The following is an 18,896-nucleotide window of genomic DNA, read 5'->3' as shown; positions in this document are numbered from 1 at the left end:
TCCGCGCTGATTTCCATTAAAACAAGGGAAATTGCGGAATTATTAAGTTTGCCTGATGACACACAAACGCAGCAATGGCGTAAGACGTAATGTGATATCAAGCAGTTAGCGGGCTGCGGATTGCAGCTTGGCCGGCAAATGGAATCAGATCTGGCGACATTATTCAGAAGCTGTTCCCTCAGTAAACGCGCTGTTTTCCACCAGGAAATACAGGCTACCGAAACATGCGTCTCTATGCAGGCGACAACCGGGAGGTTGACGTCCTTGCGATAAGCCACGAGGCCATCGGTTCACTCCGGTCATGCGGTTCTTTTGTCCGCAGCTCTATCAATAATGTAAGTAAAAATAACGAGTAAGTTAAAGATGAAGAGAATGTTGATTAACGCGACTCAGCAGGAAGAGTTGCGTGTTGCCTTGGTTGATGGTCAACGGCTGTATGATCTGGATATCGAAAGTCCCGGTCATGAGCAGAAGAAAGCGAATATCTACAAAGGTAAAATCACCCGTATTGAACCCAGTCTTGAAGCCGCTTTTGTTGATTATGGCGCGGAAAGACATGGTTTTCTCCCTCTCAAAGAAATCGCTCGCGAGTATTTCCCCAGCAACTATTCCTCTCATGGTCGTCCCAACATCAAAGATGTCTTGCGTGAAGGACAGGAAGTCATTGTTCAGGTAGATAAAGAAGAGCGAGGCAACAAAGGCGCAGCACTGACAACATTTATCAGTCTGGCCGGCAGTTATCTGGTACTAATGCCAAACAATCCCCGTGCCGGCGGTATTTCACGCCGAATAGAGGGCGACGATCGCACTGAGCTGAAAGAAGCATTAGGCTCTTTAGAGTTACCCGACGGTATGGGGCTTATCGTTCGTACCGCGGGCGTCGGCAAATCCGCCGAAGCGCTACAATGGGATTTGGCATTCCGTCTGAAACACTGGGAAGCCATCAAGAAAGCGGCTGAAGGCCGCCCTGCCCCTTTCCTGATCCACCAGGAAAGCAACGTGATTGTTCGCGCCTTCCGTGACTATTTACGCCCGGATATCGGCGAAATCCTGATCGACAACCCCAAAATTCTCGATCTGGCGAAAGAACATATCTCCGCGCTTGGCCGCCCGGATTTCAACAGTAAAATCAAACTTTACAGCGGTGAAATTCCACTGTTCAGCCATTATCAGATCGAATCCCAGATTGAGTCCGCTTTCCAGCGTGAAGTGCGCCTGCCTTCCGGCGGCTCTATCGTCATCGACACCACCGAAGCGTTGACCGCAATTGATATCAACTCCGCCCGAGCCACCCGCGGCGGCGATATTGAAGAAACGGCGTTCAACACCAACCTGGAAGCGGCCGATGAAATTGCCCGCCAGTTACGGTTACGTGACCTGGGCGGCCTGATCGTTATCGACTTTATCGACATGACGCCGGTTCGCCACCAGCGGGAAGTAGAAAACCGCCTGCGTGATTCCGTCCGTCAGGACCGAGCCCGCATTCAGATTGGCCGGATTTCTCGCTTTGGTCTGTTGGAAATGTCGCGCCAGCGCCTCAGCCCTTCACTGGGCGAGTCAAGCCATCACGTCTGCCCACGTTGCGGCGGTACCGGTACCGTGCGTGACAACGAGTCTCTCTCTCTGTCTATTCTGCGTCTTATCGAAGAAGAAGCGCTGAAAGAGAACACCAAAGAAGTTCACGCCATCGTTCCCGTACAGATTGCATCCTATTTGCTGAACGAGAAACGCGAATCGGTCAATGCTATTGAGAAGCGTCAGGGGGGCGTTCGTGCCGTTATCGTCCCGCATGATGGCATGCAGACGCCGCACTACTCCGTCGTACGCGTGCGTAATGGAGAAGAAAAGCCGACGCTCAGCTATCTGTTGCCGCAACTGCTGGAAACCGAAGCCCAGCAATTATTGCAGGAAGAGCAGGTTGCCGAACGCAAACTGCCTGAGCAGCCAGCGTTAGCAACCTTCACCATGCCCAACATGCCTGCGGAAAATAAAGCGCCGACGGTGGAAAATACGGCTCCGTCAGCCGCTTCCCCTGCGACGCCGGCTCAGCCAGGGCTTGTCAGTCGTTTATTCGGTGCGTTGAAAGGCATTTTCGCTTCCGAACCCTCTACCGAGGCCGCAGAAACCGCGGACGAGAAGAAGACCGAATCCGCCGAGGCCAACGAGAGCCCGCGCCAGGAACGTCGGAATACGCGTCGTCAAGGCAATAACCGCCGCGATCGTAATCCACGTGACAATCGTGAACCCCGTGAGGAGCAGCGCCGTAATAAACGCCAGAATACTGAAGTAGCGCCAGAAACTCGCGCGGCGGAAGAGACGGAAGAAAAAGCCGTTATTGATGAGCAACCGCGTCGCGAACCGCGCGCAGAGCGTCAGCGCCGTCGTCAAGACGATAAACGTCAGCAGCCTCAGCAGGAAGCGAAAGTACAAAATACGGCTGTTGCTGAAACGGAAGAGAGTGTTGCCGAGCAGGAAAAACCGGCACAGGTCATGCCGCGCCGCCAGCGTCGCCAACTGACGCAGAAAGTGCGGATTCAGTCTGAAATCGAGCCAGCCGAAACAGTCGTATCCGCAGCAGCAGCGGAAACCGTTGCGCCGCAGCTCGCGCCTGTTGAGCAAGCGACGATTACCGTCGCCGACGCTAGCGAAACGGAAAACTCGCAGGCCGCTGATGCCAATAAGGGCGCGAATCCGGAAAATAACGGTATGCCGCGCCGTTCCCGCCGCTCGCCACGCCATCTGCGCGTTAGCGGTCAACGCCGTCGCCGTTACCGTGACGAGCGTTATCCGTCTCAGTCGCCAATGCCGTTGGAATATGCTGCATCGTCTCCGGAATTGGCGTCAGGTAAAGTGTGGATAAACTACCCGGTCGCCCAATACCAATCGCTGGAACAGCTCGAAGAACAGCAGCAGGCGGAAAATGCGAAAAATAACGCAGCAATCGCCACACCGAGCCTGCCGGTCGTTGTGGAAGCCGCTACGGTTCCCGCAACCACGGTATACGAAGCGCCAACGGCGGTAGAAAGCCCCGTAAGCGCCAATCCGGAAACTGCGTCTGTACCGGATGAAGCAGCGACTTCCGTTGTCGACCCAGTGCAACCGGCACAGCAAACTTCTGCTGATCAACCTGCGGAAGAAAATGCCGGCGCCGTCTCTGCCGAATCCGTCGCTGGTGAGACGCCGGCAGCGGCCGCGATTGAGGCTTCCGTTACGGATGAGATTGTCGAAACGAAAACCGATGCCGATGCCATTCCGTCAATCCTCGTAGAGGAGAAAGCGTATGGTGAAAGCGATGAGGTTGTCGCAGAAGATAATGAAGTTGTCGAAGCAAACAATGACGTTATTGAAGAAGGCAATGCAGTTGTCGAAGCAAACAATGACATTATTGAAGAAGGCAATGCAGTTGTCGAAGCAAACAATGACGTTATCGAAGAAGGCGATGAAATTGTCGGAGAAAACAATGAAGTTGCCGAACAAGGCAATGAAGTTGTCGAAGAAACCGGCGAGATTGCCGGGGAAAGCGATAAAGTTGCTGAAGAAACCGCACCTAAGCCGGTCATAACTACCGCGCCGATTGCATCAGCGGAAGAACCGGCTGTTTCTGCTCAACCGACAGCAGCGGAAACACCACAGCCGCGCTATAAGTTCCATGCAACCGCACCGATGACTAAAGCGCCGGCTCCGGATTATCAACCGGAACCTGCACGTCAGAGCGACTGGAATCGTCCCGCGTATCAATTCAGCGGCAAGGGTTCAGCCGGAGGCCATTCAGCCGTTAATCATGCGGCGGCGCCTGCGACCAAGCCAACGTCGGTTAATGAATAATCCATTTCATCACCAGTAAAAACACCCGCCAATCGGCGGGTGTTTTTTTATGGCGGGCTATCCTTGCCCGCCCCCCTTCGGGCCGCCGCAAGCAGCGTTGAAAAACGCTCCAGGCGTTTTTTTATGGCGGGCTATCCCTGCCCGCCCCCTAAAACGCTCAGGTATTTTTATCAGCCCAGATATTTCAGCAGCTTTATGCTCGATGACTCGGTTTTCCCTTCCAACTCAGCGATTAGTCGTTTGAAATGCGCTGATTGCTCATGTTCCGTCAGTACCGTCTGATTTTTCCAACGCTCAAAGAAGACGAAAGCGCCAGGCTTGTCGATTTCTTCATGCAAATCATATTGCAGATTGCCCGCTTCCTGACGGCTAGGCGCTACGGCCTGCTTCACTGCGGCAGTAACATCGTCAATAAATTCCGCTTTAGCCTGTAAGCTGGCAACGATACGAATTTCCATTTTAGTCCTTCTATAATTTATGTTTAAAGATCAAAAGATAAGGCATGAAATGCCAATAGTCGTAGTGGTTATACTAGTTAATTTTAAGCATTCAGCAACTAACGGATGCATTCGAATGGCTTTGCACTTATTCTTATTCCCCGCAGAATTAGTCCCAAACCAACTGACAGATGATGTTTTTCTACTGACCTCTGGAGCCTATTCCATGACCGCACTGCCAGACATACTGAAAATCCGCCGCCCTGATGATTGGCACCTTCATCTACGCGATGATCAGATGCTCGCAACCATACTGCCATACACCAGCCGCTTTTTTGGCCGAGCTATCATCATGCCCAATCTGACACCGCCGATCGCCAGCGTAGCAAGCGCCGTCGCCTATCGTCAGCGCATTCTGGCCGCGATCCCCGGAGAAGACAGTTTTCAACCGTTGATGACGTGTTATCTGACTGACTCGCTGGAGGCTGAAGAGATTGTCAGCGGCTTTGAGCAAAGCGTTTTTACCGCCGCCAAATTATACCCGGCCAATGCGACGACCAACTCCAGTCATGGCGTAACAGACATTGCCAACATCTATCCCGTTCTGGAAAAAATGCAGGAAATAGGGATGCCGTTGTTAGTACACGGCGAAGCAACCGATCCTGAAATAGATATCTTCGATCGGGAAGCCCGATTTATTGAATTGGTTATGGAACCATTACGTCGGCGGTTCCCCGAACTGAAAGTCGTATTCGAACACATCACGACCAAAGAAGCCGCGCAGTACATTGTATCAGGTAATGAGTATCTTGCCGCCACGATTACCCCCCAACATTTAATGTTTAACCGCAATCACATGCTGGTTGGCGGGATCCGCCCGCATCTGTACTGCCTGCCCATTCTCAAAAGAAATATTCACCAGCAAGCGCTGCGGGATGCCGTTGCCAGCGGGTGCGAGCGGCTTTTCCTTGGCACGGATTCAGCGCCTCATGTTAAACACAGAAAAGAATCCAGCTGCGGCTGCGCCGGCGTATTCAACGCCCAGGCGGCCTTGAGCGCTTACGCGACGGTTTTTGATGAAATGAATGCGCTGGATAAACTTGAAGCATTTTGTTCGTTGAATGGGCCACGTTTTTATGGCTTGCCGGTTAATGAAGACTGGATAGAACTCCACCGCGAACCGGTTAGCTTCCCTGAAGAAATTTCAATAGGCAATGAGTCGTTGGTCCCCTTCCTGGCAGGACAAAGCCTTAACTGGTCAATCCGATAGCTGACAGGCCCGTCATGCACGCTATCAATGTGTGATGGGTGGTGTTCCAAACCATGCGGCGGCATAGCCGGAAATGTCGGTTTACATCGTGATGTTGGTTTGGTAAGGCAGTAATTTTTTCATCGTCGCTTGTTCTTTTTCATTGATAACTGTATAAATAAACAGTTATCAATGGAGGCAATTATGCGTGTCGAAATTACCATAGCAAAGTCATCCCCTTTACCCTCAGGCGCTCTTGAAGCACTGACTCAGGAGTTGGGGAAACGAATTCACCAGCACTATCCAGATACATCGATTCATATCCGTTATGCGGCGGCCAATAACCTTAGCGTTCTGGGCGGCAATAAAGATGACAAAGAACGTATCTCTGAATTGCTGCAAGAAACCTGGGAAAGCGCAGACGACTGGTTTATGCCAGAATAAGAAATAGCGACGCATTTTTTAACGTCAATGCCGCTCGCAACGGTACGAAAGACGAGCCCTACGGCCGTAACGAGTAAATTTAGCCTGTTGAAAGCGTTGGCTGAATGATAAGTTATCAGCTGCAATGACTATTGCTCGAGGCATCTTGCCATCCTGTTATGACTGAGGATACCTATTATGACAGTAGAAAAACCGGAAGAGGCTATGACATTCGGTGAACTGCTGGAGCTGATTGGCGCACAGCAGCGCAAGATTGACGCATTGGAGCTTGCATTTTCGTCTCTGGTTTTCTGCCTGGATGAAAAAGCGAACCAGCTGCTGATCCACAATCTGAAGCTGGAGTCCCAAAATGAAAATCGGGATCCTTTGATGAAAAAACATCTTGCTCGTTTTGTCGCCACTTTAGAGAAGAACGCCGGTTTAAATACCGAATAAATTCGCTTTTATTCAATCCTTCGAAACAGTCCAGATGAATGCCTTTTGTCCCGGACTGTTTAATTAGTGTTCGAAAAAAATTTTTGCAGATTTTTTTAAAATATTTTTCATAAATTAAATTAGCGACGATATACTGTTAATGCTCTTCTAAATAAGGAGCCGCCTTAAACCTCGTTAGTCACTCATGTTAGTAACTAGTCAATAAGGGGTATTTATGGATAGAGAAAATGAAGTTATTCAAACACATCCTCTTGTAGGTTGGGACATCAGCACTGTTGACAGTTATGACGCCATGATGATCCGTTTACACTATTTATCCACCTCGGATCAGGCTCCAGATGAAGCGCAAGTTGACCGGACGTTATGGTTAACGACAGATGTAGCCAGAAAACTTATATACATACTTGAAGCAGGCATTGCTAAAATTGAATCAACCGATTGCCAATCTCTTGATTATCGAAAGCATTAGCCATTGATAACGTTTATTATTATTTTTTTATACCAGATTTATTGATTTTCGATTTATTGTCCCAATAACAACGCCGTCTTACTGACGGCGTTGTTATTTTACCGCTACGCCGCATTTTTCCCTCGTTTCATCCTCAATCATTCATATCGCGTCTTATTGTTTGCCCTGTCTGAAAGGCCGCAAAATAGTAACGCACTACATAATTATTCAACTAATAAATGATTCAGTGAATACTGCCAACCCCTCTTTTCCGCGCGCAATGAAGTGAATATCAGCAAATTTTCCCCCTTATCAGATTGAACAAGATATGAATTTAAATTCAAAAAAATTGTTTAAATTCGTCAAACTGTTAAAAAATGTGGCTTTATATTGCTTTTATGTTTAGACATGTTTAAGTTTGCAAAATTGTACGAGTTACCTGATAAGGAGTCATAGCTATGTTTTGGCGTAACACCTCATCTCGTTATGGTCATATCAGTATTCTCCTCCACTGGAGCGTCGCATTAACCGTTTACGGTATGTTTGCCTTAGGGCTGTGGATGGTGACATTGGGATACTATGATGTCTGGTATCACCGCGCCCCCGAAATCCATAAAGGTATCGGCGTACTGCTTTTTGCCGTCTTGATATTCCGCGTGATCTGGCGTTTTATTTCCCCGCCGCCGCAACCATTAAGCAGTTATTCACGCCTGACTCGCATCAGCGCCACTTTGGCGCACATTGCGCTTTACGTTGTTCTATTCGCGATATTAATCAGTGGATATCTGATTTCCACGGCCGAAGGGCAACCCATTTCAGTTTTTGGCTGGTTTTCTGTGCCAGCGACATTAGAAGGTTTGACGGACCAAGCCGATATTGCCGGTACCGTGCATCTTTATCTTGCCTGGGTGGTGGTAGCGCTGTCAGCTCTGCACGGTTTAGCCGCCTTAAAGCACCACTTCATAGATGGTGATACGACGTTGAAACGGATGTTGGGCCGCAACATCCCTTAACTTTATGAATTAATGGAGAACACCGATGCTGAAGAAAACACTATTGGGCCTGACCGCCGCATCCTTACTTGCCTCTGCCGGATCGGCTTTAGCCGCCGATTACAAGTTTGATAAGGAAGGCCAACACGCATTTATCCAGTTTCGCATTAACCATCTGGGCTATAGCTGGATTTATGGCGGCTTTAACGATTTTGACGGGACGTTTACTTTTGATGAAAGCAATCCTGCTGCCGATAAAGTGAATGTCACCATCAATACCAATAGCGTCGATACCAATCATGCGGAGCGCGACAAGCATATCCGTAGTGCGGATTTCCTGAATGTATCCAAATTTCCTCAGGCGACATTCACCTCCACAGCGGTGAAAAAAGACGGCGATGAATACGACATTACCGGTAACCTGACCCTGAACGGCGTAACCAAGCCCGTGACGCTAGAGGCAAAACTGATCGGTCAGGGCGACGATCCATGGGGTAATTATCGCGCCGGTTTTGAAGCGGAAGGGACGATCAAGCTGAAAGACTTTAATATTACCCAGGATTTGGGTCCGGCCTCCCAGGAGGTTCAATTGATTATTTCTGTCGAGGGCGTTCGCCAGAAATAATCGATCAATGCTAGATACTCAAAGCCCTTTCCATTGATGAAAGGGCTTTTTAGTTTCGCTACTTCGCCCCCTCTTTGCCAACAGGGGCTGGAATGTGTAATGTGGATTTCAATAACCCTTTGGATTTATTGAACACTTTCATGCCATTTTCTCGACCGCTGCGCCGAGCGCGTTGCTCCGCCAGAGGCAGTCGACGCTCTTCCTGACAGTTGACGCTACAGCAGCCTTCGTATTTTTCCGCACACGCCGGACATTGGATGAACAACAGATGGCAGCCTTCATTACGGCAGTTGGTATGGGCATCACAAGGCGCGCCGCACTGATGACAATGCGCGATAACGTCATCAGAAATTCTTTCCCCCATCCGCTCGTCAAACACAAAGTTTTTGCCAATAAACTTCAGCGGCAGTCCCTGAGCTTTTGCCTGGCGAGCATATTCAATAATCCCGCCCTCAACGTGATAGACGTGCTTAAAACCGTGATGCAGCATATAAGCGCTCGCTTTCTCACAGCGGATCCCGCCGGTACAATACATCACGATATTTTTATCCTGCTCATGCCTGAGCATATCCACCGCCATCGGAAGTTGCTCACGGAAAGTATCCGAAGGAACCTCCAACGCATTTGCAAAGTGTCCGACCTCGTATTCATAGTGATTGCGCATATCAACGAAAAGCGTATTGGGATCGTCAGCCATGGCATTAACCTGCTCGGCTTTCAGATACTGGCCGACATTCGCCGGGTTAAACGTCGGGTCATCAATGCCATCGGCTACAATGCGTTCACGCACCTTCATCCGCAGCACCCAGAACGATTTTCCATCATCGTCCAACGCGATGTTCAACCGAACATTATCGAGAGCGGGATGCGCGCCGAATAATACCGTTTTAAACATATCAAACTGGCTATTAGGCACGCTGATTTGAGCATTAATCCCTTCCGCCGCGATGTAGATCCGGCCAAATACCTTTAACTGCTCAAATTGGGTATACAGCCGATCGCGGAACGCTTTCGGCTCATCGACCGTAAAATATTTATAAAAAGAAACTGTCGTTCGCGGCTCGGTTTCAGCAAGCATTCGCGCCTTCAGTTCCTCATTGGACACCCGGTTATGTAACACTGGCATGGTGTACTTTCCTGTCGTCATTGAGGTTTAATCATTAGTCTTCACCGCCGCGTTTAACCTGGCGGATGATACGGCCCGGCATCATACCTGATAGCAGAACTTAAGTCAGGATGTGAAATCGACCGTGAAATGTGAAATAGTGTTTTTTCCGTAAGAAGGCTACCCCTCTATTTTAATCTGGATCGGTACTCTCCATGCCCCATAGAGATATCACAATCTAAGGTCATCATATGAGTCAACTATTCTCGCCAGTATCTCTCGGTAAACTCACGCTCCCTAATCGCATTATCATCGCGCCGATGTGCCAATATTCCGCCGAAGAGGGTAAAGCGACAGCATGGCATACCATGCACTTGGGTAATCTCTCGCATTCAGGCGCAGGGCTGTTGATCGTTGAAGCCACCGCCGTTGCCCCCGAAGGACGCATATCGCCCAAAGACCTTGGCTTATGGGATAGTGAAACGGAGAAAGCGCTAGCCACCGTTATTCAGGCGGTAAAAAAACACTCGGATATGCCGTTGGGGATCCAGCTGGCCCATGCCGGACGCAAGGCATCCACCGATGTCCCCTGGGGCGGGCGCGCCGCTCTTCGGCAAGAGCAAGGGGGATGGCAAACGCTCGCGCCATCAGACATTCCCTATAATGAAAAGGACGATAAGCCCCTGGCAATGACGCGCCAGCAAATTAACCAGTTGATCGCGTCCTTTGTCGACGCCGCCAAGCGGGCAGATCGCCTCGGTTTTGATTTGATCGAACTTCATGCCGCGCACGGCTATTTATTGCACCAGTTTCTATCACCACTGGCAAACCACCGGACGGATGAATACGGCGGCTCGCTGCAAAATCGGATGCGTTTGGTATTAGAGGTCTATAAATCCGTGCGCCAGGTATTCCCGGCGCATAAAGCGGTAGGGGTGCGAATTTCGGCAACCGACGGCGTCGCAGGCGGTTGGGATCTGGAACAATCCGTTCAGGTTAGCCAAGCATTACATGCTTTGGGCTGTGATTTCATTCATGTCTCCAGCGGCGGCCTCTCGGCGGAACAACAAATTCATCCGGGACCAAACTATCAGGTGCCCTATGCGCAAAGGATCAAACAGGAGGTCGGCATTACCACCATCGCCGTCGGGCTTATCACCGAACCAGAACAGGCCGAAGCCATCGTGGGAACCGGCGAAGCCGACGCTGTCGCACTGGCGCGCGCTATTCTCTTTAATCCACGCTGGCCCTGGCATGCCGCGGCCAGATTGGGCGCCCAGGTAACGGCGCCGCCCCAATACTGGCGTAGTGAGCCAGGTTACGCCAGAGGGATATTCAAACGGTAAAACCAACCCTAGCTCCCCGCCATACCGGCGGGGATTCGCTTCAGTATATAATCAGAGCGTTTTTATCAATGGCAGCAATGGTTACACACTGTCGATGGCAAATGTTATCATTATATGCCCGCTCATTTTTTGTATAAAAATCAGGCTATAGCACGTCGCAAATTTGTTTTCCTATGAAAGTGCCGTAATAATCTATCCTGTGAGTGAAAATTCCATTTATTCTTTTTAACGGTTTGAGTGCCTAACAGCACCAGAATTTGATACTGAGGCCATGACACAACTCCCCACTTTTAATCGTTCACTATTGTACCCGCGCTATTGGTTAACCTGGCTGGGTATTGGCGCGCTTTACCTGGTGGTATTGCTACCCTATCCGCTGCTTTATTTTATCGGCACCGGTCTCGGTCATTTATCCATGCGTCTGCTGCCGCGGCGCGTTGAAATTACCACCCGAAACCTTGAACTCTGTTTTCCGGATATGCCGAAGGCTGAACGAAATGGACTCGTCAGAAAAAATTTTGAAGCCGTCGGAATGGGGATACTGGAAACCGGTATGGCGTGGTTCTGGCCTGACTGGCGTATAGAACGTTGGTTCACGGTGAAAGGCATTGAGCATATTCGGCAGGCGCGAGAGGGACATCGCGGCGTATTGTTGATCGGCCTGCATTTTCTGACCTTGGAACTCGGCGCCCGCATCTTTGGAATAAAAAATGAGGGGATCGGGGTTTATCGCCCCAACGACAACAAGTTGATCGACTGGTTGCAGACCTGGGGAAGAATGCGTTCAAACAAATCCATGCTGGACCGAAAGGATCTTAAAGGCATGATTCGGGCGCTTAAACAGGGGGAGATTATCTGGTATGCGCCCGATCACGATTATGGCCCCCGCAGCAGTGTATTCGTCCCGCTGTTTGCTGTGAATAAGGCGGCGACGACGGTGGGAAGTTACATTTTAGCTAAAACCGCCAAACCTGCTATCGTACCCTTCGTGCCGCGCCGTCTGCCAAAGGGCAAGGGATACGAACTGTTGATTCAGCCGGCGGAATTAGACGTTCCCTTGGAAAACGAAACGGCAACGGCCGCCTGGATGAACAAAATCGTTGAGCAAAATATTCTATTAGCGCCCGATCAATATATGTGGCTGCACCGTCGTTTTAAAACGCGTCCAGAAGGCGAACCCTCGCTCTATTAATTTCACATCCGCCTCATTCACGTCAGCCGGCGTGAATGAGATCTTATTCAACCACGCTGCCCGTTGAAAACAGACTGAATTCTTACAGATTGATGATGATCGTCTTGCTGATATCTTTTAAGCGGCACATACTTAATAGATTGTCTGCTATGTAATTTGTTTATCCTCAACCAAAGATCGCAATGTGAGGATTGAAACACCAACCACGTTATCGGAAATTTATGACCCCTGAATCGGAGCCTATTGATTGGAAGCGTAATCTTTATGTCGCTTGGTTAGGTTGCTTTTTTACCGGTGCCGCCTTCAGTCTGGTCATGCCGTTTCTTCCTCTCTATGTTGAGCTGCTTGGCGTCACCGGACATGAAGCGTTGAACATGTGGTCCGGAGTGGTTTTCAGCATCACCTTTCTCTTTTCCGCTATCGCCGCCCCTTTTTGGGGGCGTCTTGCCGACCGCAAAGGCCGCAAACTGATGCTACTGCGATCGGCGCTGGGCATGTGCATTGTTATGGTGCTCATGGGGCTGGCGCAAAACATATGGCAATTTCTGTTCCTGCGCGCCGCTCTCGGCGTTCTGGGCGGTTTTGTGCCGAATGCCAATGCGTTGATCGCCACCCAGGTGCCACGGAACAAAAGTGGATGGGCGCTGGGAACGTTGTCGACCGGCGCCGTCAGCGGCGCGCTGATCGGCCCGCTAATTGGCGGCTATTTAGCTGATACCTATGGGTTGCGTCCGGTATTTTTCGTTACCGCCGTTGTGCTGTTTATCTGTTTTCTGATCACACTGTTTTATGTTCAGGAGCGTTTCACCTCTATCCGTAAAAAAGACATGTTAAGCGGTCGGCAGGTAATGACATCGCTAAGAAGTCCCAAGCTGGTTTTAAGTCTGTTTGTTACGACGTTGATTATCCAGGTTGCTACCGGTTCAATATCCCCAATACTAACCTTATTCGTGCGCGATCTAGCCGGACACACTCAGAACCTGGCTTTTATTAGTGGAATGATTGCCGCCATCCCCGGCGTATCCGCGCTGATCAGCGCTCCGAGACTCGGCAAGCTTGGGGACAAAATTGGCCCGGAGCGTATTTTGATCGCCATGCTGATTGTTTCCGTCCTATTGCTGATTCCCATGGCATTCGTTCAAACGCCTTGGCAGTTGGGCGCACTCCGTTTCCTGTTAGGCGCCGCAGATGGCGCGTTACTGCCCGCGGTGCAAACATTACTGATTTATCATTCATCCAATCACATTGCCGGACGGATATTCAGCTATAACCAGTCATTTCGGGATGTTGGTAATGTAACCGGCCCAATAATAGGCGCCACCATTTCAGCAAGTTACGGTTTCCGGGCCGTATTTATCGTGACCGCGTTGGTCGTTCTGGCGAACGTGGTCTATTCCTGGCGATGTTTACAGCTTCGCACCTCGAAACTTGAGCTGCCGGGAGATTAGCGATTTATATCCCGGTAATGATTCAATCGTAGTTATAGGCCGGAAGGTTAGGCATCGGCGTAATTAGCGTGAAGATAGGGTTTATCGATCGGTCAATCACGGACAAAAAAAAGCAACGGCACCAACCGTTGCTTTTTTCTATTAGATGCAAAAGGACATTATTCCTTAATATACGGCGATGGTAATTTCCGATAATACTCGGACCACGCGGCGTACTGTTCAGGCTTCTGCCATACGTGATAATGAAGACGAGATATCGTTACCGGGTCGCTCAGCAGCGTCAAACGCTGATTATCGTCAACCTCTTCCGGTTTTCGGCTTAGCGCGTCATTGACGTTCCGCTGACGAGCATCCTCGATCACCTGACTGAAACGATGACGGGCAGTCGCCATCGCACTGGCAAGAGCGTTAATCGAAGGATCGAACACCGCCTGCATAAAGCCATTATCCAGCTTATGTTGGCGATTCAACTGCCAGTAGGTATCGGTCGCCACCAGTTCACGCGGCGGATCATACTCTTCAGGGATCAATAACAGCTTGGCTCGTTTACAGCCCAAACCCAATGAGGCCCGGCTGGAATAAACAGAGACAAATGGCGAAAGAATCAGTGAGAAGACAATCGGCGACAGCCACCACAAGAAACGCAGATCCAGCCACGCCATGCCTATCGCCCAAACCAGTCCCAGCACTAATTGAGAACCATGGCGAACAAACGCTTCACCCCAAGGCGTCGCATCATCGTCACGCTGAGGGGATTTCCACTGTACCGACCACCCCAGGAATGCGCTGACGACGAAAACGGTATGAAACAGCATTCTAACCGGCGCCAGCAGAACGGAGAATATCATTTCCATCAGCAGCGAAAGAACCAGTCGGAAAGCGCCGCCATAGGCCTTCGCCCCCTTGGCGCAAATCAGGATCACGCTTAACAATTTCGGTAAAAACAGCAATACCAATGTTGTTGAGAATAACGCGATCGCCAACTCCGGCCGCCACTGCGGCCAGACGGGGAATAGCTGTCTGGGTTGCAGAAAGTACTGGGGCTCCATCAAGGTATGCACAACCTGCAAAGCCGTTGATAGCGCCAAAAACATAAACCACAACGGCGCGGACAAATAAGACATCACGCCGGTAAGGAATACGGCACGGTGAACCGGATGCATCCCTTTGACCAGAAACAGCCGGAAGTTCATAAGGTTACCATGACACCAGCGACGATCGCGTTTCAGTTCATCCAGCAGGTTGGGCGGTAATTCTTCATAGCTGCCCGGCAGATCATAGGCAATCCAGACGCCCCACCCGGCACGGCGCATCAAGGCGGCTTCTACGAAGTCATGCGAAAGAATGGCGCCTGCAAATGACCCTTCGCCCGGCAACGGCGCCAGAGCACAATGTTCAATAAACGGCTTCACCCGAATAATGGCGTTGTGTCCCCAGTAATGGGACTCGCCCAACTGCCAGAAGTGCAACCCGGCCGTAAACAGCGGGCCATAAACACGGGTGGCAAACTGTTGGCAACGCGCATACAGCGTATCCATACCGGACGCTTTCGGCGAGGATTGGATAATACCCGCATTGGGGTTCGCATCCATCAATCTGACAAGTGACGTCAGGCATTCACCGCTCATAACGCTGTCGGCGTCCAGAATAACCATGTAGCTGTATTGGCTGCCCCAGCGACGGCAGAAATCGTCAATGTTGCCGCTCTTACGTTTTACGCGGCGGCGGCGGCGGCGATAAAAGATCCGCCCGGCTCCGCCTACGTCACGGCAAAGCTCCATCCAGGCTTTTTGCTCGGCGACGCAGGTATCGGGATCGTTGCTGTCGCTTAGCACATAAATGTCAAAATGATCGAGCGCTCCGGTCGCTTCCACCGATTCATAGGTCGCGCGCAAGCCGGCAAAAACACGCTCTACATCTTCATTACAGATAGGCATGATCAGCGCAGTGCGATGCTCGGGATTGAGGGGCTCATCACCAACCGTAGTCGAAGAAATACTGTACTTATCCCGACCAATCAACAACTGGAGGAATCCCATCAGCGCCGTCCAGAAACCGGCCGAAACCCAGCAGAACAAAACCGCAAACAAAACAAGAATGCCGCTCTGCAACACATATGGCAGCAGTTGTAGAAATGACTGCATCAATGGCTGATGGGCCATTTCAAACGGATCGACCAACGCCCAACCCTGATAAGGCAGAATGGTTTTCATGTACCACGTTGCGACAGCCGTCTGAAAAAGCGTCAGAACCAGCAGGACATAGCGCCGCAGAGTACCGACCATCCGCCATCTGTTTTCCGCGATGGTTTCTTCCGGGCTGGCGTCATGATAGTGGTGGCGAGGCGGTACCGTTCGCCCCAGCAAACTTTCCCACCAGCGAGCCAGCGGATTTGTTCGCCAGACATCAGGAAACATGGAAGAACGCGTGATCGTAGGCATCGCCTGCAATGCTGTCCGCCCTTCGGTATCTTTGCCCAATTGCTTGCCGTTATTCAGACCATCAGGCCAAGCCATCTCCAAACGAGAGTGAACCGAATTCAGCGCAACATCGTCTTCTGAATGGCTCTTGACCTGATAGCCATCAGACAATACCTGATGCAATGCGGACTGATCGATAGGCTCTGATGCTGGTAGTTTTTCGCGCAGCGCCCTTGCCTGCTCGGCAGACAAGGGCAATTTCTCGATATAATCGAGAGGAGAAGTTGACTTATTCATTAGCAGGTAGCTGATAGCTCCAGGTTTCAGTCAATGTTGTTTCACCATTAACCAATGCAGCCCGCATTTCTGTTGGCTGTTTGTTATCTTTCACACGCAAACGCAGTGTCAAACGCCAGCCATGAGTTACCGGGTTGTAGTGGACGCTGTTTTCAACAACTTCGCCATTATCGCCAATACTTACCTGTGAGGTGACCGGCGTCGCTTCATCCATCTCTTTTAATGACGGCCCAACAAAATCCACGATGAACGCGATAGTGCCATCGGGCTGGCGAATCAGATTAGACTGTTTGACATCGCCGGTGGAGCGTCGGGTCTGCTGAACATAGGCGATATCCGGCGAATGCAGCTGTTCCTCATTGCTGGTAAAGCGCAGACGGTATGCCATTTCCAGAGGTTTACCGGCTTCAGGTAAAACGTCCGGAGTCCAGAACGCGACGATGTTATCGTTGGTTTCATCGGCTGTTGGAATTTCAACAAGCTCAACTTTACCTTTACCCCAGTCGCCTTTCGGTTCGATCCAGCCGCTTGGGCGCAGATCATAGCGGTCATCGAGATCCTCATACGAGGAGAAATTGCGACCACGTTGCAATAAACCGAACCCCTTCGGGTTTTCTACCGCATAGGTGCTGACAGACAGATGCCGAGGATTATTTAACGGGCGCCAAATCCATTCGCCGTTACCGGCATGAATCGACAGACCATTAGAATCATGTAATGCAGGACGGTAGTTCAGCGTTGGAGACGGCTGATTGGGCCCAAACAGATACATGCTGGTTAACGGAGCGACACCCAGCTTACCGACCTTATCCCGCAGGTATACTTTGGCCTGAACGTCAACAACGCTGTCGCTCCCCGGATAAATAACAAAGCGATAGGCCCCGGTCGCACGCGGCGAATCCAGCAGGGCATAAATCACCAGGTGCTTATCAGCGGGTTTAGGACGTTCAATCCAGAACTCGCGAAAACGCGGAAACTCTTCCCCGGAAGGCAGCGCGGTATCAATCGCCAATCCGCGAGCAGACAGACCGTAAATCTGCCCTTTGCCTACTACCCGGAAATAACTAGCGCCCAGCATGCTGACAATTTCATCATTCTTATCCGCTTTATTAATTGGATAGAGAATTTTAAAACCGGCAAAACCAAGGTTCTTCACCGTTTCGGGATCATGGTTGACTGAACCAAAATTGAAGTAGTCTGCTGAATATTTAATCTCATCTACCGTTGTAGCAGTGACTTCATTAATTTTTACCGGCGTGTCGAAATACATACCCTGATGGTAAAATTGCAGTTTGAATGGCGTCTGCAACGAGTTCCAGTAAGATTTTTCCTGATTGAACTGAATTTGCTGGTAATCAGCAAATTTCATATCACGGAATTGTGCTGGAAGATTACTTTTTGGTGCGTCGAAACCTTTAGCTGCCAACGCCTCCGCTTGTTGCGCTACGTCGTTAATAGTAAATGCCCACGCCGGTGCTGCGCTTAAAGACAACACGGCTATCGCTGAAAACCAGCAAAGGCCTGCGGCCCGCTGTTTAGACCCAAGTTTTTTAACCAGCACAACTCCCCCTGTTCGTGTGCTTCAATCAATTAAAATCCATATTAATGGATAAGTTAGCTTTCCGACAACTTGATAACAATATGATTCATCATAATAGGTCAGCGTTTAGGCAACCAGAACGCCAATAGATGATAGACCGAATAAAAAATGGAAAACAGATAACATTTTACTTCCCGCTCTAAAAGTCTTTCGACCCTGCTCACATCGTAATCATTCCCGTATTTACATAAAAATACATAAAAGCCCCCCCACTACCCCAACTTTAACAATATCGGTAACCGCCTCGAGGCTCGAAACCATTAAAGCGTCATTTGTCCAACCGCATAGGAAGAAAAGTCTTGATGCGTATTTAATGTTTTCACGCTTCACTATATCGGATACCCCCACGTCCTGACTTCAGGAATATTCCGTTTACCGGGCTGAGTCATTTTCAGGCGGAAACCGCCATATCCCTTTTCATTCGCCCCCAAAAAACATTTATGTAACAAAATCAAAATAAATAGGGTACAGTGTGCGACACTGAATCCGACAGCGCTTTAACGCCATATTTATGCTTTTGCCCCCGTTACGGCAGCGAAGTTTCCCGGCCTGGTTCGGTATCTTCGCCATATTAACCATTTCCATCGCACCAGTGATTTCACAAACGCTGGCTCATTGCGATCGTAACGCCGCCCAAACCCTGAGCGCATCGGCGCCTGCAGCAGAACACCATCATGCCATGCATGGAATGTCTGGCGCTCATACCCATAGTAGTAATTCCACATCGCCTAATCCCGCCTCTATAGCGGATCACGGCGCCTGCGGCTATTGCGCTCTTTTTTCTTATACCCCCGCGCTGCCCGATATCAACGGAATCACCGTTGCGCTATGGCGCGATATATCCCATCTGCGCATCACCCTATGCCTATCCTGCGTTATCCTGATCGAGAGATTTGCCTCCCCGATTCCACGCGCGCCGCCTTATTGAATATACGCCGATAGGCCTAGCATTTATAAAGCAAACCTGGCTGCAATATTCTTTTCGGATATCGCTTTTGGCTTGGTCATTTTTGCCAACCGACTTCAGAAGGTT

Annotated in this window: 15 protein-coding genes; 11 read left to right on the top strand and 4 right to left on the bottom strand. The window is 50.2% G+C overall.

Translation table 11 applies throughout. From position 1 onward, the window contains the following. Positions 1-363 precede the first annotated feature (363 nt). Positions 364-3,825, top strand: coding sequence for a ribonuclease E (rne, locus tag ACN28R_RS05550; RefSeq protein ID WP_095833843.1), 3,462 nt, complete (start codon positions 364-366; stop codon positions 3,823-3,825). 170 nt (positions 3,826-3,995) lie between these two features. Here rne and ACN28R_RS05545 read toward each other — a convergent pair whose 3' ends face one another. After that, on the bottom strand, positions 3,996-4,283 hold the full coding sequence (locus tag ACN28R_RS05545; RefSeq protein WP_048638526.1) for a putative quinol monooxygenase: 288 nt from the start codon (positions 4,281-4,283) through the stop codon (positions 3,996-3,998). Positions 4,284-4,488: 205 nt separating this feature from the next. Between ACN28R_RS05545 and pyrC the strand changes: the two genes are divergently transcribed. The 6 genes from pyrC (at position 4,489) to ACN28R_RS05515 (ending at position 8,455) form a co-directional block, all read left to right on the top strand. Then, positions 4,489-5,532: a dihydroorotase gene (gene pyrC / locus ACN28R_RS05540; protein ID WP_095833842.1), complete on the top strand. Its 1,044-nt coding sequence runs from the start codon at positions 4,489-4,491 to the stop codon at positions 5,530-5,532. 183 nt (positions 5,533-5,715) lie between these two features. Next, positions 5,716-5,955 (top strand): DNA damage-inducible protein I, encoded by a 240-nt coding sequence (gene dinI, locus ACN28R_RS05535; RefSeq protein ID WP_048638524.1) that lies wholly within the window; start codon positions 5,716-5,718, stop codon positions 5,953-5,955. Positions 5,956-6,132: 177 nt separating this feature from the next. Beyond that, positions 6,133-6,390 carry a hypothetical protein gene (locus ACN28R_RS05530; RefSeq protein ID WP_048638523.1) on the top strand — a complete coding sequence of 86 codons (258 nt, stop codon included), beginning with the start codon at positions 6,133-6,135 and terminating at the stop codon, positions 6,388-6,390. A 214-nt stretch (positions 6,391-6,604) separates the two neighbouring features. Further along, on the top strand, positions 6,605-6,859 hold the full coding sequence (gene bssS / locus ACN28R_RS05525; RefSeq protein ID WP_048638522.1) for a biofilm formation regulator BssS: 255 nt from the start codon (positions 6,605-6,607) through the stop codon (positions 6,857-6,859). 437 nt (positions 6,860-7,296) lie between these two features. Beyond that, positions 7,297-7,851 (top strand): cytochrome b, encoded by a 555-nt coding sequence (locus ACN28R_RS05520; protein ID WP_048638521.1) that lies wholly within the window; start codon positions 7,297-7,299, stop codon positions 7,849-7,851. Positions 7,852-7,879: 28 nt separating this feature from the next. After that, positions 7,880-8,455 (top strand): YceI family protein, encoded by a 576-nt coding sequence (locus ACN28R_RS05515; RefSeq protein WP_048639906.1) that lies wholly within the window; start codon positions 7,880-7,882, stop codon positions 8,453-8,455. Between the two features lie 58 nt (positions 8,456-8,513). Here ACN28R_RS05515 and trhO read toward each other — a convergent pair whose 3' ends face one another. Further along, positions 8,514-9,581 carry an oxygen-dependent tRNA uridine(34) hydroxylase TrhO gene (gene trhO, locus ACN28R_RS05510; RefSeq protein ID WP_048638520.1) on the bottom strand — a complete coding sequence of 356 codons (1,068 nt, stop codon included), beginning with the start codon at positions 9,579-9,581 and terminating at the stop codon, positions 8,514-8,516. A 230-nt stretch (positions 9,582-9,811) separates the two neighbouring features. On the opposite strand from trhO, the gene ACN28R_RS05505 reads away from it, so the two are divergent. The 3 genes from ACN28R_RS05505 to mdtG all read left to right on the top strand — a co-directional run bounded on the left by ACN28R_RS05505 (position 9,812) and on the right by mdtG (position 13,546). Then, positions 9,812-10,906 (top strand): NADH:flavin oxidoreductase/NADH oxidase, encoded by a 1,095-nt coding sequence (locus ACN28R_RS05505; protein WP_095833841.1) that lies wholly within the window; start codon positions 9,812-9,814, stop codon positions 10,904-10,906. A gap of 271 nt (positions 10,907-11,177) precedes the next feature. Further along, positions 11,178-12,098, top strand: coding sequence for a Kdo(2)-lipid IV(A) acyltransferase (locus ACN28R_RS05500; RefSeq protein WP_048638518.1), 921 nt, complete (start codon positions 11,178-11,180; stop codon positions 12,096-12,098). Positions 12,099-12,319: 221 nt separating this feature from the next. Further along, positions 12,320-13,546 carry a multidrug efflux MFS transporter MdtG gene (mdtG, locus tag ACN28R_RS05495; RefSeq protein WP_095833840.1) on the top strand — a complete coding sequence of 409 codons (1,227 nt, stop codon included), beginning with the start codon at positions 12,320-12,322 and terminating at the stop codon, positions 13,544-13,546. Between the two features lie 158 nt (positions 13,547-13,704). Here mdtG and mdoH read toward each other — a convergent pair whose 3' ends face one another. Beyond that, positions 13,705-16,263 (bottom strand): glucans biosynthesis glucosyltransferase MdoH, encoded by a 2,559-nt coding sequence (mdoH, locus tag ACN28R_RS05490; RefSeq protein WP_095833839.1) that lies wholly within the window; start codon positions 16,261-16,263, stop codon positions 13,705-13,707. Beyond that, the gene (locus ACN28R_RS05485) at positions 16,256-17,764 is read right to left on the bottom strand and encodes a glucan biosynthesis protein G (protein WP_236840231.1); all 1,509 of its coding nucleotides are present in this window, start codon (positions 17,762-17,764) and stop codon (positions 16,256-16,258) included. The genes mdoH and ACN28R_RS05485 overlap by 8 nt, the downstream gene beginning before the upstream one ends. A 610-nt stretch (positions 17,765-18,374) precedes the next feature. Between ACN28R_RS05485 and ACN28R_RS05480 the strand changes: the two genes are divergently transcribed. Beyond that, a complete protein-coding gene (locus ACN28R_RS05480; RefSeq protein WP_095833837.1) occupies positions 18,375-18,791 on the top strand; it encodes a DUF2946 domain-containing protein in 417 nt (138 codons plus the stop codon). Positions 18,792-18,896: the final 105 nt, after the last annotated feature.

It is taken from the genome of Brenneria goodwinii (genome assembly GCF_002291445.1).
Classification (GTDB): domain Bacteria; phylum Pseudomonadota; class Gammaproteobacteria; order Enterobacterales; family Enterobacteriaceae; genus Brenneria; species Brenneria goodwinii.
The sequence above is the reverse complement of the archived record's forward strand: the minus strand, read 5'-3'. Positions and strand labels throughout refer to the sequence as shown.